Source organism: Solibacillus sp. FSL W8-0474, assembly GCF_038004065.1.
Classification (GTDB): Bacteria; Bacillota; Bacilli; order Bacillales_A; family Planococcaceae; genus Solibacillus; species Solibacillus faecavium.
The window spans coordinates 3,472,856-3,494,956 of sequence record NZ_JBBOQJ010000001.1; the positions used below are offsets into that span (position 1 = coordinate 3,472,856).

The window sequence follows — 22,101 nt, forward strand, 5'->3', positions numbered from 1 at the left end:
GCCGTTTAGAAAGAACTCTCTCTAAACAGCATTTTACTACTCTACTATTAAATCTCCATTTTCAGCTATACGTGGTTGAACAAGAACCTCAACACGGCGGTTTTTTGCTTTACCATCTTCAGTATCATTGGAGGCGATTGGCTGGAATTCCCCGAAGCCTTTTACACTGAAGTATTTGGGGTCAAGATTTTCGTTACTCGTAACAATTTCCTTCATAAAATTCACTGCACGCATAACTGATAAATCCCAATTAGATTCAAATTCTGAATTATTAATCGGAACATTATCTGTATGACCAGTAATAACGATATTACGTGGTGGGTCAAACATTAACAGTTGTGCAATTTCATCGGCAATAGTCGCATACTCGCCCTTTACTTCGGCACGCCCCATATCAAATAAAATACTATCTCGAATCGTAATTAGTAAACCTTCTTCTGTCAATTTCGTTTCAAACTGATTTTCTAATTCATTAATTGCAATGAATTCGTCCACACGATTTTGTGTTTCTAATAGCCGCTCTTGGTCTTCCATATATTTAGAAGCACCTGATTGAATATTGGAAGTCGAACCATTAGGCGTTTGAACTACTGAAGGGTTGTCCATAACTCCAGTACCACTAGTGAAAATTTCATTAAATACAGCAGACATTTGCTGTAGTTTTTTTTCATCTACTGAACTTGATGCAAATAGTACAATAAATAATGCTAATAATAATGTTAAAATATCTGCATAGGGAACTAACCAGGACTCATCAACATGTTCCTCATGCTTTTTATGTCTTTTACGCTTCTTTGCCAAGGCCACCCGCCCCGCTTTCGGTAATTTGCTTACGTTCTTCCATTGTTAAATATGAAGCAAGCTTTTGCTCGATTACTCGAGGAGCTTCACCTTCAAGTACAGACAAAATACCTTCAATCATCATCTGCTTTTGCTTAACTTCTACAGAAGATTTACGTTTTAACTTATTGGCAAATGGATGCCATAACACATACCCTGTAAAGATACCCAATAAGGTAGCAACAAAGGCAGCAGAAATTGCTACACCTAATTTATCGATATCCCCCATATCTTTTAGCGCTGCGATAAGGCCTACTACGGCCCCTAATACACCTAGAGTTGGTGCATATGTACCTGCTTGCGTAAAAATCGCGGCACCACTTCCATGACGGTCTTCCATTGCTTCTACTTCCTCTGACAGCACATCGCGAATATAGTCTGCATTTTGACCATCTATTGCTAGTGTTAAGCCGTTTTTCAGAAAGGGATCTTCAATTTCAGATGCCTTGCTTTCCAGAGCCAATAACCCTTCACGGCGAGCTAAATCTGCCCACTGTGAAAACATTTTGATTAAATCAATATCACTAGCTAATTTTGTTTCTGTAAATAAAATTTTAAAAAGTTTTGGAATTCGTTTTAATTCCTTCATTGGGAACGCGATTGTTACCGCTGCAATCGTACCAAAGATAATAATTAAAATAGCGGCAGGATTTAATAATGCGTCAGGTGTTACGCCTTTCATAAACATCCCTAGTAAAAGAGCGAAAAAGGCAAGTATAATCCCAACAACCGATGATATATCCATATGTAGTACCTCCAAATTACTATGTCTTTTCTTATTTCGGTATATTTATCTTTTTATTAACTTCCTTTACACTAGTATTAGAACAATTTTTATATTTTTCGATACATTTATTATTTTTATCACAATCTTCATTGTTTTGATAAGGGTGTATTTAAAAATAACACATTTTATAACAATTACTGGGGGAATGTTTAAATGAATTCAATGTTCGAAAGTAAGTTAACAAAGTATGCGGAATTAGCTGTAAAAATCGGTGTAAATATTCAACCAAATCAATATTTGTATATCGCAGCTTCTATTGAATCAGCACCTTTTGTACAGGTCGTGACTAAAATCGCCTATGAGGCTGGAGCAAAGCAAGTATTTGTAGATTATACAGATGACCAAATTACGCGTACTCGTTACGAGTTAGCACCGGATGATTCTTTTGATTTCTTCCCTCCATGGAAAGTCCAGGAGCGTGAGTGGCTGGCTGAACAAGGTGCAGCATTTATGAGCATCGTTTCGCAAAGTCCTGATCTACTAGCTGGTATCGATTCAAAACGTATTGCTACTTTCCAAAAAGCAGCCGGAATCGCGTTAAATAAATACCGCCAGTACGTACAGTCAGATAAAATCAGCTGGACTGTCATTGCAGCTCCTTCTAAACAATGGGCTAAAAAAGTATTTTCAGATTTACCTGAAAATGAACAAGTGGAAGCATTATGGGAGGCTATTTTTAAAGCGACACGAGCTGACTTAGACAACCCTGTTCAAGCATGGGCAGAGCATAATGATAACTTACATGAAAAAGTAGATTACTTAAATAATAAAAACTATGCAAAGCTGCATTATACAGCGCCTGGAACGGATTTAACGATAGAGCTTCCTAAAGGTCATTTATGGTGCGGTGCAGGCAGTGTCAATGAAAAAGGCGAAGAATTCATGGCTAATATGCCAACTGAAGAAGTTTTTACAGTACCGCATAAAAATGGTGTAAACGGGTATGTATCTAGTACAAAACCACTTAGCTACGGTGGCAATATAATTGATAATTTTAAAATTACATTTGAAAAAGGGCGTATTATAAAAGTTGAAGCTGAACAAGGCGAAGAAGTTTTGAAAAACCTTGTAGCAACAGATGAAGGCTCTCATTATTTAGGGGAAGTGGCACTTGTACCTTTCCATTCACCTATCTCTGAATCGAATATTTTATTTTACAATACACTATTCGATGAAAATGCATCAAACCACTTAGCCATTGGCAGTGCTTATGCATTTTGTTTAGAAGGCGGGAAAACGATGTCACAGGAAGAATTAGAAAAACACGGATTAAATAACAGTATTACGCATGTTGATTTTATGATTGGTTCTGCGCAAATGAATATCGATGGCATTACTGAAGATGGTCAGGCAGAAGCTGTTTTCCGTGATGGAAACTGGGCATTCTAAATCTTCAAGATGTCGCCATATTTACAATTTATTCTGTAGTAAATGCATAAATTCCCCTACAATGTTCCAATTTATTAGGTTATAATTGGTTAATGATTCTTATTATTAAATAGAGAGGAGTTTTTATGATGTTTGATCACCGTCATCCGTTTTTGTCTGATTATTATACGTTAGTTTTAGGTTTCTCAGCAGTTATTCTCGTTCTTTTAGTAATGTTTATTATGTACTTACGAATCGGATTACAATCTCATGACTCTGTTATAGTAGATTCAAAGGCTAATGCATTCGCGCCAAACGAAAAATCACTAGATGGTCACCACCATCATTAATATTTTTCACAACCGTTCTATTTGAGCGGTTGTTTTTTATTGCTGAATTACTGCTTTAGTTCTCTTTATTTATTGGATTTTTAACTATAATTGTGCGCATTTATTTGAATTATCTAAATAATATTTTAAAATGAATACAGAAACGAAAGGGGTACGAATAAATGTCTGCATTACAAAATATTCTAGAGTTTAATGAAAAGTTTGTTGCTGAAAAGCAATATGAAGAATACGCAACAACGAAATTCCCTGATAAAAAGATTGTTGTTTTATCTTGTATGGATACGCGTTTAGTAGAATTATTACCAAAAGCAATGAACTTGCGCAACGGGGATGTAAAAGTTGTTAAAAGTGCTGGCGCAATCGTAAATCACCCATTTGGTGGCATTATGCGCAGTATATTAGTAGCCGTGTATGAATTACAGGCTGATGAAGTATATGTTATTGGTCATTATGATTGCGGTATGAGTGCCGTTGATTCAAATGTTATGATCGGTCATATGCTTGAACGTGGAGTAAAACAAGAAACGATAGATGTTATTAATTATGCACGCGTAGATTTAAAAGAATGGTTACGTGGTTTCGGCGATATTAAAACGAGTGTTTTAAAAAGCGTTGACTTAGTAAGAAAACATCCATTAATGCCTGCTGGTGTTCCTGTACACGGTCTTATTATTGATCCTGCAACTGGTAAATTAGATTTAGTAACTGATGGATCTGAAGAAGTAAAATAATAAGCTATAGCCTTACCCACAGGACTTTTTTGGGTAAGTGCTATAGCTTTTTTTATAATCATACAACTGTATAAAATCACCTATTTATATATTCTCGCTGTAATATTGCGTACATATAATGGTCAACCCATTTACCATTAATAAATAATAATTCTCGGAGTAAACCCTCTCTCGTAAATCCTGACTTCTCTAAAACGCGTATAGATCCCACATTTTGAGGAGCGACATATGCTTCAATACGATGAATATTTAAAGTTGAAAATGCGAACTCCATTACTAAACGTACCGCTTCGGTTACAATGCCTCTTCCTATAAATTTTTCATCCATAGAATATCCGATAAAACCGCTGGAGTATGGCAATCGTTTTATTGAATAGAGCGAAATATGACCAATCAGTCTACCTGTTTCATTATGGAAGATCCCAAACGAAAACTCTCTATTTGTTTGCAAAAGATGCATGCTTTCCATTATTTTCTTGTACTGTGTCTCTTCTGTATAAAATTCATCCCGATGTAACGGCTCGTATGTTGACCAATAAAATTTATTATCCACTAATAGCTTAGTCAATGCTCTTGCATCAGACAGTGTAAATGTACGCAATGAACATTGTTGCCCAATAAGTTGAACCATTGGACCCTCCTTCTTTCGAAATAGCTTGATTAAGCTTTTCATTTAACTCACCTACATTTCACAGCCAAACTTACTTATCTGTTTTTGATTTTTTCTTTTTTGGCTTTGGCTGTATTTCTATAAATTCAGGTTTTTCACTATCTGCCGCAAGTACCTTATGTTTTTCAAAAACATTGGTAAGCTGAAGACCTCGTTTAGTAATTTGTGTTTCGATTTGAGCAACCGCTTCTTTTAGCACTTGTACTCGAGCATAAAATTTATCGTTGCCAGGGATTAAACACCAAGGGGCATTTTCTGTATTTGTTTTAGCAAACATTTCATCTGCCGCTTCCATATATAAATGGAACTTTTCACGATTTCGCCAATCTTCATCTGTGAGTTTCCATGATTTATATGGGTCTGCCGCTCTTTCCATAAAGCGCTTCAATTGCTCATCCGCATCAATATGAACCCAGAACTTAACTATAATATAATCTTCATCCGTTAATTGCTTTTCAAAGTCATTTATTTCGTTATAAGCACGCTTCCATTCATGTTCTTTTGCAAAGCCTTCAATGCGTTCCACTAATACACGACCATACCAAGAACGGTCAAAGATGGCAATCTGGCCATGCTGAGGCAGCTTCCGCCAAAAACGGTGCATATAGTGATAACGCTTTTCGTGTGGCTGTGGCGCGGAAATTGGTGAAACGATTAAACCACGTGGATCAATGTGTTCTGTTAATCGCTTTATTGCGCCCCCTTTGCCTGCTGCATCCATGCCTTCAAATACGAAGATGAGACCGATTTTATTGTTGTATAAAAATTGCTGTATATTAAGCATTTCATACTGCAACTCTTTCAATTGCTTTTTGTAGAGCTTCTTATCCAATTTTAATGTCAGATCCAGATCGTTTAGGTTTTGCATTCAACGGCCCCCTCTATTGCGAATCATTATATATATTTTACTTGAAAGTGTTTAGAAATGGTAATTGTTGCTGTAATTTATTTGAATCGTTTGATTATTTTATGTTAATCTAATCTCCCTATAGAACAAAAGTAAAAAACGTGGCCGCATTATATGCTTCCACGTTTTTTAATTAGTCTTCTAATGTTGTTAAAATAATTGGTTTATCTTTCGTTACAATAATCGAATGTTCTATTTGTGCAACTAATGATTTATCCGGAGTAATAAATGTCCAACCATCTCCGGATTCAACAATATGCTCTGCCTTTGCAGAAATGAACGGCTCTACTGCTAAAACCATCCCTTCTTTCATAATTGTTGTATCCCAAGCATCATAATAGTTTAATACGTGGTTAGGCTCTTCATGCAATGATTTACCTAAACCATGACCTGTTAAGTTCATAATTACCGTTAGGCCGTGATCACGCGCTTCACGCTCAACTGCCTTACCAATTTGATTTAATTTTGAACCTGCTTTAATTTTTGTCATTGCACGTTCAAATGCAGATTTTGCTACAGCACAAAGTTTTTCCTTATCTTCATAGCCTTTTCCAACAACAAAGGAAATTCCTGTATCTGCAAAATATCCATTTAAAGAACCTGATACGTCGATATTGACGATATCTCCTTCTTGAATCACTTTATTACCTGGAATACCATGTGCCACTTCATGATTCACCGAAATGCAAGTATAGCCTGGGAAGTCATATTCACCTTTTGGGCCTGAAATAGCGCCAGCATCAGCAAACATACGTCCTGCAATTTCATCCAATTCTTTTGTCGTCACGCCAGGTACTGTCGCAGCTTTCATCGCTTCACGAATTTCAGCACAAATACGTCCTATTTTTTTAAACGCTTGGATTTCTTCTTGAGTTGTAACAATCATGTGTAACTTCCTTCCTCTTAAACAATGTCTACCCTTAACTATAACATACTTAAAATCGGTTGTAAGTGTTCATTGTTTTTTTAAATGATGTGTTTAAATACAGGAATTATGTGCAAAAATGATATATAGATTAATGTACATTTATAATAAAAAACAAACTAGATTTGAAGTGTGGAAATCCGCACTGCAAACCTAGTTCTATTATAATAATTTAATTTATTGTACTTTTTGCAATAAACGTGGTGCAGAAGTGAATAACAGAACGGCAATAATAGCTGTAATAATTGTTGCTGGCAGCATGTAGGAACCGTTGTAGAGAATTGAATATGTCCATACATTATCGTCGCCTGCAAATTCCTTAAAGAAGACAACTCCGGCAAGTAAGTGGCAAACGAATCGTAAAGCTCCACCTAATAACGTACCTATTATAATATAGAGTGCCATCTTTGTTTTATGGAGTGACTGTGTTGCTTGCAATAAAGGCTTTCTTATAACTGCGGCTAAACCTACTACAGTAAAAGCAAGACCATAATCCAGAATTGCCTGAAGCCAGTGGACGATATACGCTCCAAACATCATTTGCATTATTCCAATTAGTAGGCCAGTTGCAAGACCTGCTGTTAGCCCCCAACGAATTGCCATTAAAATAATAGGAACCATTACAAAGCTGATCGATCCACCTTGTGCCCACATTTTAAATGATATTTGATCCAACACCAGTCCGACGGCAGCGAAAATCGCTATTTCCACCATCATAAGTAATCTTTTTTTGTCCATAACAATGCTCCTTTCTTTTTTCCGATGTAACAGAAGTGAAGAAGGAATAGAAATTCATCTGCAAAAATAAAAAACGATAATCAGGACAAAAGCCTGACTATCGTTTGAACAGTCGGTTTCTATCCACATCCCTACGCAAGTGCTAACTTACAGGTTCAAAGAGTCAGTGCAGTTACGTGCACAATCTCAGCCGACTTACTCGGCTCCCCTTGTGGTACATCTAAATAATTATTGTTTGAACAAACTTATTGTATCGAATAATTTTCCAACTTTCAACAGCCGATTTTTTTGAAACTAAATTCCAGACAGATGCGTATACAAACAAAGGAGTGAATGAAATGAATCAATCAAAAGGTTTGAGTGCTTTAAGCTATTTAAGCTTTTATTTTGCACCGTCTATCTTGCCGTTTATTATATATATAGTTTCAAAAGATGATTTTGTAAGGGCGCACTCCAAAAAGGCTTTTATTACACAGTTTATCCCGATTGCTTTTGGTATTTTGTATATTATTTACTTTTTCGTTTCACTTTTTTTAACGCATGAAACGTTGACTATGCAAGATTTCTTTGTCAGTTCACATTTTATTGCCATTGTAGTTTTAGTTATTATGGTTTCAATAGTAGGGATTTGGAATTTAGTGAAAGCTATTAAAGTTCTACGTTAATGTTTATGAAAGCTTCATAATTGGGTATATTTCTTATACGAAATGATATTCGTTAAGGAGTGAACACTTATGAAAATTAACAAACTTGTTAAAACAGCAATTAAGTATGGTCCAATACTTTATCCAATTATAAAGAAAATGATGGATAAAAAATCTACTCCACAACCCGCAACTGCTACACGCCGAGCAACAAAACGCTAACGTAAAAAGACATTTCACCCTGTCATTCGAGTGAAATGTCTTTTTTTGATAACATTTATTTAATAATAATTTCCGTTTTACTATAGCCTTCTTTTAGCTTTTGTACTTGTAAAATAGCCGGCATAGCTGCTTTAAGTTCGGCAACATGTGAAATTACCCCAATTAGTCGTCCTGTCTGCTGTAGGTCGATTAATATATCTATAGCCCGGCGCAACGCCTCTTCATCCAATGTACCGAAGCCTTCATCGATGAACATCGTATCAATATGCACACTGCCTTGAACACTTTGGATAACATCTGCCATTCCTAAAGCTAATGAAAGTGATGCATTGAACTTCTCACCGCCGGACAATGTTTTTACATCGCGTGTTTGCCCTGTATTACTATCATATACATCAATACTTAACCCGCTTTGAGCATTTCCTTCCTTGCGACCCGTTGACTTTAAAAAGTATTGACCATTTGATAAAACTCGAAGTCTCTCGTTTGCAGCATGTGTTACTTTTTCTAAATAACCTATTTGCGCGAATCGCTCAAAAGAAATTTTCGCTTCATTCTGTCCACGAATTAAATCATAAACATGTTCAACTTGCATTAATTTTTCTTTATAATCTTCTATTTGTCGAGCTGACTTTTCAAGCTTTTCTAAAGTTTCCCCACACTGCAATGTGTAAGAATGAACTAACTTCATTTCTGAATATTGTGCTTCTACTTGCTCTGTAAGAAGCGTAATTTGTTGCTCAAAAGCTTTTAAGTCCACCAATTCTTTTCCTTCTAGCATTTGATGTTCTTCTGCAATTTGCACTGTTAAAGTATGAAAACTTTGCTTATAGTTATCTAAAGTTTCCTGAATTTGCTGTTGAACATGCAATGGAAGCAGTGCTTGCTTATATGCTTCTAAATGGAAGCCTTCTTGTATGAGTATAGACTCAAATGAAGCTTGCGCTATTTTATTTTCCTGTTGTTTGTCTGTTAAATTATTCATTGCATGTTGATAATTAACTTCACAAGACTTTTCTTCTAATTGGATATTTTGCAATGCTTCCAACGCTTTTTGTATTGTATTTTTCAAATGATGATACTTTTGCTGAAGGCTTGTCAATGCTTCTGTAACTTGTTGAACCGTAGAAAATTGCGGCAGTAAAGACTTTTCACTTTGCTCAAGCTTTCCCTTCTCTTGTGCATATTGTTGATCAATTTCCGATACATATTGCTGCCCTTTTTCAATCCGACCTTGAAGCACTTCTTTGTTTTCCAATAGCTGTTCCAACTTTTTCTTTTCTTTTACTAGTTGCGCTTGTTGCTGTTTTTGCATCGATAATTGATTCGTCAATATAGATAGTTGCTGCTCGTATTCGTCAAGAGATGAAGGGTCAATTTTCAGCTGTTGAAGTATCATCTGTTTTTCATTTAATGCCGCTTGTTCTACCTCCAATTTCGAACTTATTTGATAAAAGTTCTGCAGTGCATTGTCACTTTCACGGCGTAATACGGTCAATTCATTATCGTCGACATCCATTGCTTCACTGCTATGGATCGCTGGATGCTCTGTGCTTCCGCATACAGGACACGCTTCCCCATGTTGAAGAGATGTAGCGAGAAATGCAGCATGATTACTGCGTATCTGTTGTTCCAACTTCTTTAATTTATCCTGGGAATGATTTGCAATTTGTTGTTTTTCAGCCAGTGTTTTCGTTAATGCCACTACGTTAGATTGGAGCTTTAAAGTTTCTTTCGCAAGCTCAATTTTCTTAGTCATCATTGCATGTGCTTCAAACGTTTCCTGGTACGAAGCCACTTTTTGTTCCAGGTCATTTATAATTGTACGCTGCTCCTGATGCTGTTCTTTTAATGCACTATCTTCTTTTAGAAGCTTTTCAAACAATTGTTTTGCGTTATTTTGATTTTCCTCTATTTTTAAAACGGATTTCCGCTGGTCATCTATCGATTGATAAATCGGTAATAGCTGTTCTAACTGTGAAATAGTTTTTGAATACTCATCCAATAAAGGTTCATGTTGCTTTTGTTCTTCATAATATTTCAATGCATTTTGAAGCTGCAACTTTACCTGTTCAAAATCCTTTTTTGCACGTTGTAATGCTACTTCTGCTTTTTCAAGCTGAAACTTCACTTTCTCATGTTCACGCTCTATAGGTTCAATATGTGTTGCTTTCTTTGCAAGCTCAAGACGCTGTTTCTCGTTTTCCATAGTTTGTTCCTGCTGCAGGAGCTCTGCAAGTTTTGTTTTTCTTAATAAGTATTTTTCAATACGCTCATTTAATAGCTTTTGTTCACTATACGTTTCATTTAATTGCTGTAATTGTAATTTGGATTTCTCATATTCCGTTTTTAATGTTCTGCAATGTTCTTCATAATATTGCTGTTCCAATAATAAGGCTTGCTTTACTTGATATAGATTTATCACATCTTGATTTACCGCTGAAAATAGCTCTGATTCTCTATTAGGTAGGCGCGATAGAATTTCATGAATGGTATTGTCTTGCTGCATAATTGATTGATCATATAGCTTTTCGGCAGACTTTTTTTTCTCACGCAAAAGCTCAACCATTTTTGTAAATCGTTCTGTTTTGAATATTTTACGGAAGATTTCTTCTTTATGTTTCGATTCGGATGTCAATAGTTTCTGAAATTCTCCTTGTGGGAGCATCACAATCTGATTGAATTGAGATTGGGTTAAGCCAATCAGCTCTTCTATTTTCGCTTGAATTAGCTTTACTTGAAACTTTTCTACAGCCGGAACTTCTACGCCACCCGTAATTTCAAAAAACTCCCGTTTCGCACTCGTCCCATTATGACCAAATTTTCGCCAAATCCGATATAAACGTCCGCGCACTTCAAATTCAAGCTCAACTTCAGTATCAATCGTCTCATCGGCAAAATCACTACGTAAAAAAAGAGACTTTTCACGGTCTTCCCCACTGCCTGAATCATAAAGGGCAAATGTTATCGCATCAAAAATAGTCGTTTTTCCCGCACCAGTAGCCCCTGAAACGACAAATATTCCATGCTCATGAAGTTTCGTAAAGTCGATAACTTCCTTTGTTTGATATGGTCCAAATGCTGTCATCGATAATTTAATAGGCTTCATCGTTACAGCACCTCCTGTAATTCTCGTTCATTATCGATCAGTTGCTGAAGAATGTCTGTATAAATTGCTTTAGTTTCCTCACTTAGATGCTTACCAGTCATTTCTGTGTAAAACAGCTCAAACAATTCCGAATCATTCATTTGTACACGGTTTAAAGTATCCGCCTGCTGCTCAAGCTTTTCATAAACGACCGTTCTTTCAATATGCAAAGCATTCGGATAAACAGTACGAACAAGTTCAGCGGCCCCTTTAACAAAACTTTCATCCTGCAACTTTACGAAAACGTAATCATCATTTTTATCATGTTGTAAAATATCATCAAGTAGTCCTGAAACAATGCGCATATCCCGAATCGGCGTCAGCAACTTTTTTTCCACAGCTACGGAGCCATCTTCTTTCAGGTCAACTATTAAAAAACCTTTTTTATGTGTTACTTCAGATTCGGAGTATTTTAGTGGTGATCCTGCATACTGTATTTTTTCATTTGCCACAAAATGCGCCTGATGTAAATGTCCCAGCGCTGTATAGCAAAATGGTTCAAACAATGCTGAGTCAATGCACTCTGTACCACCTATCGTCAATTTACGTTCTGAATCGCTTGTATTTTGTTCGGGCATCCCATCTTTTGTAACAAAGGCATGTCCAACAATAATATTGCGTTTTTCCGGATCAACTGTTAACTTAATTTCTTCAATAATCCGTGCCATTGCCCCTTCATGGGTCGTAATCGATTCATCACCAAAAATATTTCGTACAATTGAAGGCTCTGCAAAGGGAACTAAATAAAAATGCACTTCCCCATACTCATCATGCATAATAACCGGTTCAAAGTAATTTTCAAGATGACCGACAATATGCAATCCACTTGCCTTCATTAAATCACTACCAAAGTTTAAACGTGTAGCGCTATCATGATTTCCAGCAATTGCGACAATCGGTGTTTTTTCATCGATTAATATTTGTTTAAAAGTTTTATTTAAAAGCTGAATTGCATCAGTAGGTGGTACTGATCGGTCATATAAATCTCCCGCTATAATGACTACGTCTGGCTTTTCTGTTCTTATTTCCTCGATGAACTGTTCGATTACATATTGCTGATCTTCCGTCATTGATACACCTTGTACGAGCTTTCCTAAATGCCAATCTGCTGTATGAAATATCTTCATGAATAACGCCTCCTATTTTATTTACTATAAGTGTACATGACTAAAATTAAAAAAACCACACTATACGAACGAATATTCGTACAGTGTGGTTATACTTATTATTAATAATTTGCTGTCATTTTTCCAGCTGAAATTTCTTCCATATAGTGACACGCAGCTTCATGTGTATCTTTCATAATGGCAGATGTACGTAAAACTGGCTCTTCCGTACGGCATTTATCTGTCGCAAATGGACAGCGTGTATGGAAGCGGCAACCTTGTGGCGGATCAATTGGTGACGGTACATCACCTTTCAATACGATTCGACTTTTCACTGCATCCGGATCTGGTACAGGAATTGCCGATAAAAGCGCTTTCGTATATGGATGTTGAGGATTTTCAAACAAACTGTTTTTATCTGCAATCTCAACAATTTTCCCTAAGTACATTACGATAATACGGTCAGAAATATGACGTACTACCCCTAAGTCATGAGAGATGAATAAGTATGTTAATCCATATTCATCCTGTAATTCCTCTAATAAGTTCAATACTTGTGCTTGAATTGAAACGTCAAGTGCAGATACCGCTTCATCACAAATAATAAGCTTTGGGTCAACTGATAATGCACGGGCAATACCGATACGCTGACGTTGCCCCCCAGAGAATTCGTGGGGATATCGGTCTGCTTGATATGGACGTAATCCAACCGTTTCAAGAAGTTGTTCAATCCGTGCACGGCGCTGGTCCGGCGGTAATACATTCTGAATATGCATCGCTTCATTTAAGACGCTTGCAACCGTTTGACGTGGATTAATTGAAGCGTATGGATCTTGGAAAATGATTTGTAAATCCTTACGGAATTTACGCATTTCACCTTTAGGGATTTTTGTTATATCTGTCCCTTGGAATACAACAGACCCATCTGTCGGCTCTTCCAAACGTAAAATTGCTCTACCTGTTGTAGATTTACCGCAACCAGATTCCCCTACGATACTTACAGTTTCCCCTTCATAAATCGTAAATGAAATATCGTCTACTGCCTTTACGTGGTTGACGGTACGGCCTAAAAAACCACCTTTAATTGGGAAATATTGCTTTAATCCCTCAACCTTTAACAGTTCTTTTTTCGCCATATAGCGTCACCTCCGATTCTCCATCCCACTCTTCTGAGTATATCCAGCAACGGATTTGCTCCGAATTGTCTGCCCCGGTGCTCAACAACTCCGGCTGTTTTTTATGGCAAAGCTCTGTCGCCGCTGGACAACGAGGAGCAAAACGACAACCGACCGGCATTTCATGTGGGCTCGGTACCATTCCTTTTATCGGAATTAGTTTTTCCTGGTCCACATCATGACGTGGTAATGAATTTAGTAAACCTAATGTATATGGATGCTTAGGATTTTTAAATAGTGTGCGAACATCTGAATATTCCACTACTTGCCCAGCGTACATTACCGCAACATAATCACATGTCTCGGCCACTACCCCTAAATCATGGGTAATCATAATTACAGACATTCCTAAGCGATTTTGTAAATCTTTAATTAGCTCTAAAATTTGCGCTTGAATTGTTACATCGAGCGCTGTAGTTGGCTCATCCGCAATTAAAATTTCCGGATCGCATGCTAATGCCATCGCAATCATTACACGCTGACGCATCCCGCCTGATAGTTCGTGTGGATATTGCTTTACACGCTTTTCAGGTGATGGTATACCAACCAGTTTCAACATTTCCACCGACTGGGCCATCGCTTCTTTATTACCTAGCTTTTTATGGATTTTGATTGTTTCACTAATTTGTTGTCCCACTGTATAAACCGGATTTAACGATGTCATAGGCTCTTGGAAAATCATCGAAATCTGATTTCCTCGAATTTCACGCATTTCTTTTTCCGACAGTTTCAGTAAGTCTTTACCTTTGAAAAGTACTTCACCGCCCTTTGTTTTACCATTTGATGCTAGTAATCGTAAAATCGAAAGAGATGTAATACTTTTCCCGGAACCGGATTCCCCTACAATCCCAATAGTTTTCCCTTTTGGAACAGTAAAGCTTACACCATCAACTGCACGGACTTCTCCAGCGTCCGTACCAAATGATGTTTGTAGATTATTTACAACTAAAATACTTTCCATTTCATTCATATGCCACACCTCTTTTCGTTTATTAGTTTAAGTCAATTCGTTTGTTCAAGAATTTATATGAAATATCTACTAGCAGGTTTACAATTACGAATAAAAGTGAAATTACGAGTACAGTCCCTTGAACGATTGGGAAATCCCTTTGCCTAATTGCATCTATTGTTAAACGGCCCATACCATTAATAGCGAAAATTGTTTCTGTTAACACTGCTCCACCTAGGAATCCACCAAACTCTAATCCAATAATTGTTACGACTGGAATAAGTGCATTTTTAAGTGCATGACGGTAAATCACGATTCGTTCGGATACCCCTTTTGCACGAGCAGTACGAATATAATCTTGTCCAATAACTTCAAGCATTGATGAACGAGTCATACGTGCAATAATTGCGGCGCCACCTGTACCGAGTGTAATAACCGGTAGAATAATTTGTCGCCATGAGTCACCCCATCCGGATGGTCTCATTTTCAGAATTTCCGGTAAATCCCATCCAAATGGTAAATTACCCAATGCAAACCATTGAATTAACAATAACCCTAACCAGAAATTTGGCATTGATAAACCAAATAACGCAATAAGCATAATTGAAACGTCAGTTAATGTATAGTGACGTACAGCAGAAATAATACCTGCAATTAAACCTAAAAACACAGCGACTATTGTTGCATAAACAGCTACTTCCACCGTAATCCAAAATCTCGCCTGTATTTCATCCATTACAGGGCGACCACTACGAATTGAATTACCTAAATCGCCTTGCAGTGCATTCCCTAAAAATCGACCATACTGTACATATGCAGGGTCATTTAACCCTAATTTTTCACGTATATTTTCTACCGTTTGTTCAGATGCACCTTCCCCTGCCATTACTTGAGCAGGATCACCAGGAATTAGGAACATCAATGAGAATACTAAAATAGAAACCCCTAACAATACGGGAATCGTTTGTAATAAACGACGGATAATATATTTAGTCATTTACTGTTCCACCTCCTATTGTTTCATCTTTGGATCAAGTGCATCACGTAACCCGTCACCAAAAATATTAAATGCCAATACTACGACAACAATCATCATGCCAGGAATTAAAACCATATGTCCTGCATTATGCATATACGTACGGCCATCACTCAACATCGCTCCCCATTCCGCTGCTGGCGGCTGAGCGCCTAAACCTAAAAATGCTAAACCGGAGGCTGTTAAAATTGCCGTTGCAATACGCATAGTTGCTTGAACGATAATTGGTGACATAATATTCGGTAAAATATGTCTAAAGATAATTCGTATATCCGATGCCCCGAGTGCTCTTACTGCATCAATATATTCGAGGTTTTTTACTTGTAACGTTGAACCACGTACGATACGTGCGAATGCGGGTATGGAGAATATACCGACCGCAATAATAACGTTTATTAAGCTACCGCCTAATACAGAAACGATTGCTAAAGCTAGTAATATACCAGGAAACGCCAACAGGATATCCATAAGACGCATAGTTATCGTATCAATTGCACCGCCATAATATCCGGATACAATCCCTAATACTACCCCAATTACACCTCCAATAAATACTGATAAAAATCCAACTGTTAATGTTAGCTTTGTTCCATTAACAATACGTGAGAAAATATCACGACCGAAGTTATCTGTACCAAACCAATGTTCCTTTGAAGGTGGCTGAAGTTTGTTTAAAATATTTTGTGCATTCGGATCGGTCTTAACTAAAAATGGACCGAATATCCCTACTAAAATGATAAAAAGAATTACTATTCCACCAACAACAGCTGCTTTGTTTTTTAATAAACGCTTCATAAACGTTTTAAAAGCTTCCGAACGTGGATTACTTTTTTTCATTGTAGAAGGATTTTTCTCTGTTTGTACCGTACTCAATATAAATCATCCTTTCAAATTTTTAATTCCTTCTATAAATTCTAAATAGTTAGTATAAATAATAGTATATAGAGTAAAAAGTATACATTTCAACATAATAATGTTTTATTAAAATTCTGAATATTTTATTATTTTTATATTTTTTAATAATTTGATTATACTAACATAGTATACTATTTTAATGCAAATTATGACTTACTCTTACAGCCATAAGCACTATAACAATTTACCGAATAATTAATAATTATTATAAAATACTATATCATGTCCTGATTTTCTACTTTAACTATTTTTTATCTTTTTTGGATATTGATGCTTTGTACTCATATGTGCTATTCTATTTAAAGAAATTACATTTTTGTAATATTCTAAAATAACATTAAATGGGGGGACTTCCAACATGTCATTTTCTAAAAAGTCGCTTTGGATGCTACTTCTTACATTTACACTTGCTCTTGTGTTAGCTGCATGTGCTGGTGGAGATGATTCAGAAGATACATCAAAAAGCGAGGACACTGGAACTGAAACAAATACAGACTCTGGTACTACAGATGAAGCTGCGGCTGGCGGTGACTTAATTATCGCTGAGTTATCAGATGCGAGTTCATTAGATCCACATGGTTCAAATGACGTACCATCATCTAACGTACAATCAAACCTTTACGAAACTTTAGTAAATCGTGACGCAAACGGGGAATTAGTTCCTGGTTTAGCAGATTCTTGGAATCAAGTTGACGATTTAACTTGGGAATTTAAGCTTAAGCAAGGTGTTACTTTCCATGACGGTGAAGCATTTAACGCAGAAGCTGTAAAAGCTTCATTCGATCGTTTATTAGATCCTGAAGTTGGATCTCCACGTGCTTTCTTATTCGAAATGGTAACAGAAGTAAAAGTAGTAGATGAATCTACTGTTCAATTTATAACTGAATACCCATTCTCACCATTACTTGCCCACTTAACGCATAATGGTGGTAGTATTATTTCACCTAAATCGATTGAAGAAGATTACGCTGCAATGGAAGCTGATTCATCAGTTAAAGCTGGTTCTGTAATCGGAACAAACCCGGTTGGTACTGGTCCATTCAAATTTGAGAGCTGGACTCCTGGTACTGAAATTAAATTAGTTAAGTTCGCAGAATACGCTGGCACTCCAGTACACATTGATTCTGTAACATTTAAAGTAGTACCAGAAAGTGCTACTCGTGTTGCGGAAATACAATCAGGTTATGCACACATTATTGGTGCAGTTGAGCCTGGTCAAGTAGCAAATGTTAATAGTTTTGATGGCGCTTCTGTATTGGAAACAGCTTCTTCATCTTTAACATACCTTGGTTTCAATACTGAAAAAGAACCTTTCAACGATCCAAAAGTACGTCAAGCAATTTCTAAAGCAATTGATCGCCCGACTTTAATTGAAGGTATTTATGAAGGCTATGGTATTCCTGCGATTTCACCTTTAGCTCCTGGTATTTTCGGATACACAGAAGATGTGACTTCTATGGCTTATAACATGGACGAAGCTAAAGCATTACTTGAAGAAGCAGGCTATGCGGACGGCTTTAAAACGACAATTTGGACGAATGATAACCCTGCTCGTCAACAAGTTGCAATTGTTTTACAAGAAAACTTGAAGCAATTAAACATTCAAGCTGAAATCGAAGTAATGGAATTCGGTTCATACTTGGAAAAAACAGCTGCTGGTGAGCATGACATGTTCATTTTAGGCTGGTCTAACCCTACTGGTGATGCGGATTACGGTCTATATGCATTATTCCACTCTTCACAACATGGTGACCCAGGTAACCGTTCATTCTACTCAAGCGATAAAGTGGATGAGTTATTAGAAAAAGGTCGTCGCGAAGCAGACCCAGCTGCACGTGAAGCAATTTATAAAGAAGCATTACAATTAATTTCTGACGAATCGCCAATGGCATTCGTATTACACCCATATACTTTAACAGGTGTATCGGATAAAGTTTCTGGCTTCAACGTAGGTACAGACAGTATCTATCAATTACGTGAAGTTAAAATTAGCGAGTAATTGATACTAAAAAAGCATTCTTACAAGATTTTCTTGTTGGAATGCTTTTTATTTATACATATATAGGTTTTGGTTTATCCGGATGATGCTGGGCAATAAATTGCTCTTCCTGTACAGCTAATTCATTTTCCTGCATCTGCAACATTTCTTCAAATGTTTTTGGATTTGGCGCAGGCAATGCGTCTATAGGTAACGAAAGAATATTATTTCCACTATATTTCTTTAGCATTTCATTAGCCATAATACGATAGCCAAGCTGGTTCGGATGAATATCTTGAATGCTTGGTAAATAATCCGCTTGCCCTAAATTAAAATCATCAAACACATCAACAAAAACATGCCCCGCCTGCTCGGTCTCCTGCTTTAATATTTTATTTAATAACTTTACTGCTTTTTCTGCACCATGTTTTTGCTCCTCATGAAGGCTCACATAAGGAAAATAATAACCTAATACATAAATTTCTGCATTCGGTGCTTTTTCTTTAGTTAAAGAAAGGAGTTCCTTCATTTGAATCCGCACTTCATTTAATGCAAAGTCCGCACTGAGCTGGGAAAAGGCAATTGTCCCTTGTTCCGGATTATGCTCTATAAGAGGGAGTAAATTATTGGCCCCCGCAGAAATAGTAATCAAAGTTGCCTCACTTAGTAACTGTTTTGCTTTATCAGATTGAACTGTTTCAATGACATTTTGAACACGATAACCCGGAAAAGTAAGCTCTTTTGAAAAATGAGCAAGTTTTCCATTGCGCATGAGCTGTAAAGCAATAAAATCCGTATAGCCCGCATCAATCTCATTATATGGCGTTTGTCCTGCTGCTAATGAATCTCCAAGCGCTATATACACTTCCCGTTCATCGGCTAATGTTGCAGTTGGAAATAAGACGACACAAAAAATAATGCTAAGTATTATTTTCCGCATTTACTCACCCCACTTCTATAATTAGAATGCCCAGTTTCCTTTTCTGAAGATCGGTTCTTTTGAGCCATCCGCTAAAATACCGTCTATGTCCATTTCAGCGCTTCCGATCATAAAATCTTCATGTGTAATCGATGTATTAATGCCTAACGATTCTAGCTGGCCTTTTTCTAGCTCCTTGCCACCTTCGTAACAAGTTGGATATGCTTCACCAATCGCTAAATGATTAGATGCATTTTCATCAAATAATGTGTTGTAATATAAAATATTAGATGCTGAAATTGGTGATTCATGCGGTACTAATGCGACTTCCCCTAAATAAGTAGAACCCTCATCTGAAGCGATAAGCTGCTGCAGTAATTTCTCACCCACTTTTGCCTCAGCACTCACAATTTTTCCTTTTTCAAAAGTAAGCTTAAATTCATCAATAATATTTCCTTTATATACAAGTGGTTTTGTATTTGATACGTATCCATCTACACCATACTTTGCAGGTAATGTAAATACTTCTTCTGTCGGCATATTCGCAATAAATGTTGTACCGCTCGGAGATTGACTACTACCGCTTTTCCATAAATGCTTTTCAGGTAATTCAATTGTTAAGTCTGTACCTGGTGCCACGTAGTGTAATTTTGCATATTTCTTAGCATTAAGCTGAGCTGCACGTGCATGTAAAGTTTCAATATGATTTTTCCAGTTTTCAACCGCATCACCTTCACCGATACGCACAGTTTTAAAAATTGCATCCCATAATGCCGGTACTTGTTCTTGCTCAGCTAAATCAGGGAAGACTTTAGCCGCCCATTTTGGAGAAGGGACTGCAATAATTGACCATGCGATATCATCATTCATTACCGCTTTACGATAATTTACAAGCGCTGCACCTGCTGCCTTCTGCTGAGCACCTATTTTCTCGGAATCAATGCCCGCCAGTAAATCAGGATCTTCCGCATCAATCCAAAGAAGTGCGCCTTTACGCTCGATTAATTCTTCGCGTTGTGCAACGACCCATTTTGGAAAATTGGCTGTTTCTTCTACAGTAACATTTTCATAATAGGCACGTTCAAAGCTTGCATCAGTTAAATTTACATGAACACGACTTGCGCCTGCCTCATATGCTTTTTTCACTACAATTCGTGTGAAATCCAACGTATCTGTTGATGTATTAATTAATAAGTATTGCCCTTTTTGAACATTTACTCCGATACGAACAGCTAAATCTGCATATTGCTCTAACTTCTCTTGGAATGTCATCAATTATTATTTCTCCTTTTTCTTACTGAAAGTCATGCCTTTTTTATTTGTCTTTGGTTGATAAGGCTTTTTCTCTGTTGCTTTCTTTACTGCAGGCGCCGTTTTTGACGAAACTGTTTTAGCATTTCCCTCCATAAGCTGTCCTTGAGTCCAAACTTTTTGAACACCTTTTAATGAAAGATCACGCAACCATTTTTTGAAAGTCTTTTCATCTTTATAAGATAATAATGTTAATACTTCTCCGTCTGCACCTGCACGACCTGTACGGCCAGAACGATGCGTATACTGCTCAATTGTACGAGGAACATCGACATGAATAACATGTGTTAAACCCGAAATATCTAAACCTCGTGCTGCAATATCTGTCGCAATTAAAATACGTGCTTCACCTTTTCTGAAAGCATCCAACGCTTTTTTACGCTCGTCTTTTTTCATATCTGAATGAAGTGCTACGATTGGTGCATCGCGGTATTCCAACTTGTTTTGTTTCATAAGTACTTGGTCAATATTATTGACGAATGCCAAACCGCGCAATCCTTCAATATTAGCAAGTCGACGAAGCATCTCTGTTTTATCTCGTTCCTCTACTTTTACAAAGGAGTGAACAACTTTACCGAACTTCACCATATCTTCTGGCTTAATCTCAATACTGATTGGCTCGAACATTAAACGTTCTGCTACAAGCTTTATTTCTTCTGTAATCGTTGCAGATACTACAACAACTTGACGACCGAATGCGGCATTTTCAATAAATGATTTTACAACTACTCGGTATTCGCGACTTAGTAACTGATCACATTCATCCAAAACAATTGTTTCTATTTCTCTAAGCTTTAGTTTCCCTTGGCGAGCCAATTCATTTAAGCGACCTGGTGTCCCGACAACAATCGTTGGCTTTTTCTTTAATTTTTCGATTTGACGCGCCGAGTTCGCACCACCGATTAGTTGCTGAACAGTAATATCCGTTCCAGCTGTCCAATCACGGATCACTTCAACAATTTGCATTGCAAGCTCTTGTGACGGTGCTACGATTAATGCTTGGGTTTGTTTCTTTTTACCGTCTACTTTATTTAGAATTGGTAATGTGTAGGCTAATGTTTTTCCTGAGCCGGTCGGGGATTCTGCTACGATATCTTTCCCTTCAACCATCGCTGGAATCATTTCATCCTGTATTTTCATTGTCGTTTCAAAAGACCATTTATTTTGAAGATCTTCGTTTAATAAACTGATTGCTGACATATTGTTTTACCACCTTTTATTCGTTGGCTTTAGTGTAACATATTCCGCAATTAATGCGTAAAATTTGGCGAGGTGTGATTCGGTAGTTTACAACAAAAAAAGGAAGGTTTGTGTCAAATTAAAATCGTTTTGAATTTTTCGCAGTAGAGTGCAAATGAAAAAATCTATTTGAGTATGCTTTC

Annotated in this window: 21 protein-coding genes and 1 riboswitch; of the genes, 6 read left to right on the forward strand and 15 right to left on the reverse strand. The window is 37.0% G+C overall.

The window, feature by feature from the left end; translation table 11 throughout:
- Positions 1 to 36: 36 nt before the first annotated feature.
- Together motB and motA are read right to left on the reverse strand one after the other, a co-directional pair.
- A complete protein-coding gene (gene motB, locus NYE67_RS17685; RefSeq protein WP_340726200.1) occupies positions 37 to 801 on the reverse strand; it encodes a flagellar motor protein MotB in 765 nt (254 codons plus the stop codon).
- Positions 785 to 1,585, reverse strand: coding sequence for a flagellar motor stator protein MotA (gene motA, locus NYE67_RS17690; protein WP_340726201.1), 801 nt, complete (start codon positions 1,583 to 1,585; stop codon positions 785 to 787). Before motA ends, motB begins: the two co-directional genes overlap by 17 nt.
- 195 nt (positions 1,586 to 1,780) lie before the next feature.
- Here motA and NYE67_RS17695 point away from each other — a divergent pair, with 195 nt between their 5' ends.
- The 3 genes from NYE67_RS17695 to NYE67_RS17705 all read left to right on the forward strand — a co-directional run bounded on the left by NYE67_RS17695 (position 1,781) and on the right by NYE67_RS17705 (position 4,076).
- Positions 1,781 to 3,016 (forward strand): aminopeptidase, encoded by a 1,236-nt coding sequence (locus tag NYE67_RS17695; RefSeq protein ID WP_340726202.1) that lies wholly within the window; start codon positions 1,781 to 1,783, stop codon positions 3,014 to 3,016.
- A 125-nt stretch (positions 3,017 to 3,141) separates the two neighbouring features.
- A complete protein-coding gene (locus NYE67_RS17700) occupies positions 3,142 to 3,345 on the forward strand; it encodes a hypothetical protein (RefSeq protein WP_225231322.1) in 204 nt (67 codons plus the stop codon).
- 161 nt (positions 3,346 to 3,506) lie between these two features.
- Positions 3,507 to 4,076, forward strand: a complete 570-nt coding sequence (locus NYE67_RS17705) for a beta-class carbonic anhydrase (protein ID WP_340726203.1) — start codon at positions 3,507 to 3,509, stop codon at positions 4,074 to 4,076.
- 76 nt (positions 4,077 to 4,152) lie between these two features.
- On the opposite strand, the gene NYE67_RS17710 is transcribed toward NYE67_RS17705, so the two are convergent.
- From NYE67_RS17710 to thiT, 4 genes are all read right to left on the reverse strand, one after another.
- Entirely contained in the window at positions 4,153 to 4,707 is a 555-nt protein-coding gene (locus NYE67_RS17710) for a GNAT family N-acetyltransferase (RefSeq protein ID WP_340726204.1), read from the reverse strand.
- 70 nt (positions 4,708 to 4,777) lie between these two features.
- On the reverse strand, positions 4,778 to 5,614 hold the full coding sequence (locus NYE67_RS17715; protein ID WP_340726205.1) for a polyphosphate kinase 2 family protein: 837 nt from the start codon (positions 5,612 to 5,614) through the stop codon (positions 4,778 to 4,780).
- 172 nt (positions 5,615 to 5,786) lie between these two features.
- Positions 5,787 to 6,539 (reverse strand): type I methionyl aminopeptidase, encoded by a 753-nt coding sequence (gene map / locus NYE67_RS17720; protein WP_340730720.1) that lies wholly within the window; start codon positions 6,537 to 6,539, stop codon positions 5,787 to 5,789.
- Between the two features lie 216 nt (positions 6,540 to 6,755).
- Entirely contained in the window at positions 6,756 to 7,316 is a 561-nt protein-coding gene (gene thiT, locus NYE67_RS17725; RefSeq protein WP_340726207.1) for an energy-coupled thiamine transporter ThiT, read from the reverse strand.
- 111 nt (positions 7,317 to 7,427) lie between these two features.
- A riboswitch (TPP riboswitch) is annotated at positions 7,428 to 7,536 on the reverse strand.
- Between the two features lie 118 nt (positions 7,537 to 7,654).
- Here thiT and NYE67_RS17730 point away from each other — a divergent pair.
- Both NYE67_RS17730 and NYE67_RS17735 read left to right on the forward strand, forming a co-directional pair.
- Positions 7,655 to 7,981 carry a DUF4870 domain-containing protein gene (locus NYE67_RS17730; protein WP_340726208.1) on the forward strand — a complete coding sequence of 109 codons (327 nt, stop codon included), beginning with the start codon at positions 7,655 to 7,657 and terminating at the stop codon, positions 7,979 to 7,981.
- A 69-nt stretch (positions 7,982 to 8,050) separates the two neighbouring features.
- Positions 8,051 to 8,182, forward strand: coding sequence for a hypothetical protein (locus tag NYE67_RS17735; RefSeq protein WP_340730721.1), 132 nt, complete (start codon positions 8,051 to 8,053; stop codon positions 8,180 to 8,182).
- 55 nt (positions 8,183 to 8,237) lie between these two features.
- On the opposite strand, the gene NYE67_RS17740 is transcribed toward NYE67_RS17735, so the two are convergent.
- The 6 genes from NYE67_RS17740 to nikC all read right to left on the reverse strand — a co-directional run bounded on the left by NYE67_RS17740 (position 8,238) and on the right by nikC (position 16,433).
- A complete protein-coding gene (locus NYE67_RS17740; protein ID WP_340730722.1) occupies positions 8,238 to 11,291 on the reverse strand; it encodes an SMC family ATPase in 3,054 nt (1,017 codons plus the stop codon).
- Between the two features lie 2 nt (positions 11,292 to 11,293).
- The gene (locus NYE67_RS17745) at positions 11,294 to 12,457 is read right to left on the reverse strand and encodes an exonuclease SbcCD subunit D (RefSeq protein ID WP_340726211.1); all 1,164 of its coding nucleotides are present in this window, start codon (positions 12,455 to 12,457) and stop codon (positions 11,294 to 11,296) included.
- Between the two features lie 101 nt (positions 12,458 to 12,558).
- Positions 12,559 to 13,572 (reverse strand): ABC transporter ATP-binding protein, encoded by a 1,014-nt coding sequence (locus NYE67_RS17750; protein WP_191700986.1) that lies wholly within the window; start codon positions 13,570 to 13,572, stop codon positions 12,559 to 12,561.
- A complete protein-coding gene (locus NYE67_RS17755) occupies positions 13,544 to 14,581 on the reverse strand; it encodes an ABC transporter ATP-binding protein (RefSeq protein ID WP_339214173.1) in 1,038 nt (345 codons plus the stop codon). The genes NYE67_RS17750 and NYE67_RS17755 overlap by 29 nt, the downstream gene beginning before the upstream one ends.
- A gap of 22 nt (positions 14,582 to 14,603) precedes the next feature.
- Positions 14,604 to 15,557, reverse strand: a complete 954-nt coding sequence (locus NYE67_RS17760) for an ABC transporter permease (protein WP_191700985.1) — start codon at positions 15,555 to 15,557, stop codon at positions 14,604 to 14,606.
- A gap of 15 nt (positions 15,558 to 15,572) precedes the next feature.
- A complete protein-coding gene (gene nikC / locus NYE67_RS17765; RefSeq protein ID WP_340727286.1) occupies positions 15,573 to 16,433 on the reverse strand; it encodes a nickel transporter permease in 861 nt (286 codons plus the stop codon).
- 436 nt (positions 16,434 to 16,869) lie between these two features.
- Between nikC and NYE67_RS17770 the strand changes: the two genes are divergently transcribed.
- On the forward strand, positions 16,870 to 18,510 hold the full coding sequence (locus NYE67_RS17770) for a glutathione ABC transporter substrate-binding protein (RefSeq protein WP_191700984.1): 1,641 nt from the start codon (positions 16,870 to 16,872) through the stop codon (positions 18,508 to 18,510).
- A gap of 52 nt (positions 18,511 to 18,562) precedes the next feature.
- Here NYE67_RS17770 and NYE67_RS17775 read toward each other — a convergent pair whose 3' ends face one another.
- From NYE67_RS17775 to NYE67_RS17785, 3 genes are read right to left on the reverse strand one after another with little or no spacing between them, the layout of a single operon-like run.
- Positions 18,563 to 19,429 (reverse strand): SGNH/GDSL hydrolase family protein, encoded by an 867-nt coding sequence (locus tag NYE67_RS17775; protein ID WP_340730723.1) that lies wholly within the window; start codon positions 19,427 to 19,429, stop codon positions 18,563 to 18,565.
- A gap of 21 nt (positions 19,430 to 19,450) precedes the next feature.
- Positions 19,451 to 20,680 (reverse strand): aminopeptidase, encoded by a 1,230-nt coding sequence (locus NYE67_RS17780; RefSeq protein ID WP_340730925.1) that lies wholly within the window; start codon positions 20,678 to 20,680, stop codon positions 19,451 to 19,453.
- Between the two features lie 6 nt (positions 20,681 to 20,686).
- On the reverse strand, positions 20,687 to 21,919 hold the full coding sequence (locus tag NYE67_RS17785) for a DEAD/DEAH box helicase (RefSeq protein ID WP_340730724.1): 1,233 nt from the start codon (positions 21,917 to 21,919) through the stop codon (positions 20,687 to 20,689).
- Positions 21,920 to 22,101: the final 182 nt, after the last annotated feature.

Bases quoted from the DNA above. Each gene is read 5' to 3' on its own strand.
- motA (WP_340726201.1), bottom strand. From the start codon at position 1,585: ATGGATATATCATCGGTTGTTGGGATTATACTTGCCTTTTTCGCTCTT.
- NYE67_RS17695 (WP_340726202.1), top strand. From the start codon at position 1,781: ATGAATTCAATGTTCGAAAGTAAGTTAACAAAGTATGCGGAATTAGCT.
- NYE67_RS17700 (WP_225231322.1), top strand. From the start codon at position 3,142: ATGATGTTTGATCACCGTCATCCGTTTTTGTCTGATTATTATACGTTA.
- NYE67_RS17705 (WP_340726203.1), top strand. From the start codon at position 3,507: ATGTCTGCATTACAAAATATTCTAGAGTTTAATGAAAAGTTTGTTGCT.
- NYE67_RS17710 (WP_340726204.1), bottom strand. From the start codon at position 4,707: ATGGTTCAACTTATTGGGCAACAATGTTCATTGCGTACATTTACACTG.
- NYE67_RS17715 (WP_340726205.1), bottom strand. From the start codon at position 5,614: ATGCAAAACCTAAACGATCTGGATCTGACATTAAAATTGGATAAGAAG.
- map (WP_340730720.1), bottom strand. From the start codon at position 6,539: ATGATTGTTACAACTCAAGAAGAAATCCAAGCGTTTAAAAAAATAGGA.
- thiT (WP_340726207.1), bottom strand. From the start codon at position 7,316: ATGGACAAAAAAAGATTACTTATGATGGTGGAAATAGCGATTTTCGCT.
- NYE67_RS17730 (WP_340726208.1), top strand. From the start codon at position 7,655: ATGAATCAATCAAAAGGTTTGAGTGCTTTAAGCTATTTAAGCTTTTAT.
- NYE67_RS17735 (WP_340730721.1), top strand. From the start codon at position 8,051: ATGAAAATTAACAAACTTGTTAAAACAGCAATTAAGTATGGTCCAATA.
- NYE67_RS17740 (WP_340730722.1), bottom strand. From the start codon at position 11,291: ATGAAGCCTATTAAATTATCGATGACAGCATTTGGACCATATCAAACA.
- NYE67_RS17745 (WP_340726211.1), bottom strand. From the start codon at position 12,457: ATGAAGATATTTCATACAGCAGATTGGCATTTAGGAAAGCTCGTACAA.
- NYE67_RS17750 (WP_191700986.1), bottom strand. From the start codon at position 13,572: ATGGCGAAAAAAGAACTGTTAAAGGTTGAGGGATTAAAGCAATATTTC.
- NYE67_RS17755 (WP_339214173.1), bottom strand. From the start codon at position 14,581: ATGAATGAAATGGAAAGTATTTTAGTTGTAAATAATCTACAAACATCA.
- NYE67_RS17760 (WP_191700985.1), bottom strand. From the start codon at position 15,557: ATGACTAAATATATTATCCGTCGTTTATTACAAACGATTCCCGTATTG.
- nikC (WP_340727286.1), bottom strand. From the start codon at position 16,433: ATGAAAAAAAGTAATCCACGTTCGGAAGCTTTTAAAACGTTTATGAAG.
- NYE67_RS17770 (WP_191700984.1), top strand. From the start codon at position 16,870: ATGTCATTTTCTAAAAAGTCGCTTTGGATGCTACTTCTTACATTTACA.
- NYE67_RS17775 (WP_340730723.1), bottom strand. From the start codon at position 19,429: ATGCGGAAAATAATACTTAGCATTATTTTTTGTGTCGTCTTATTTCCA.
- NYE67_RS17780 (WP_340730925.1), bottom strand. From the start codon at position 20,680: ATGACATTCCAAGAGAAGTTAGAGCAATATGCAGATTTAGCTGTTCGT.
- NYE67_RS17785 (WP_340730724.1), bottom strand. From the start codon at position 21,919: ATGTCAGCAATCAGTTTATTAAACGAAGATCTTCAAAATAAATGGTCT.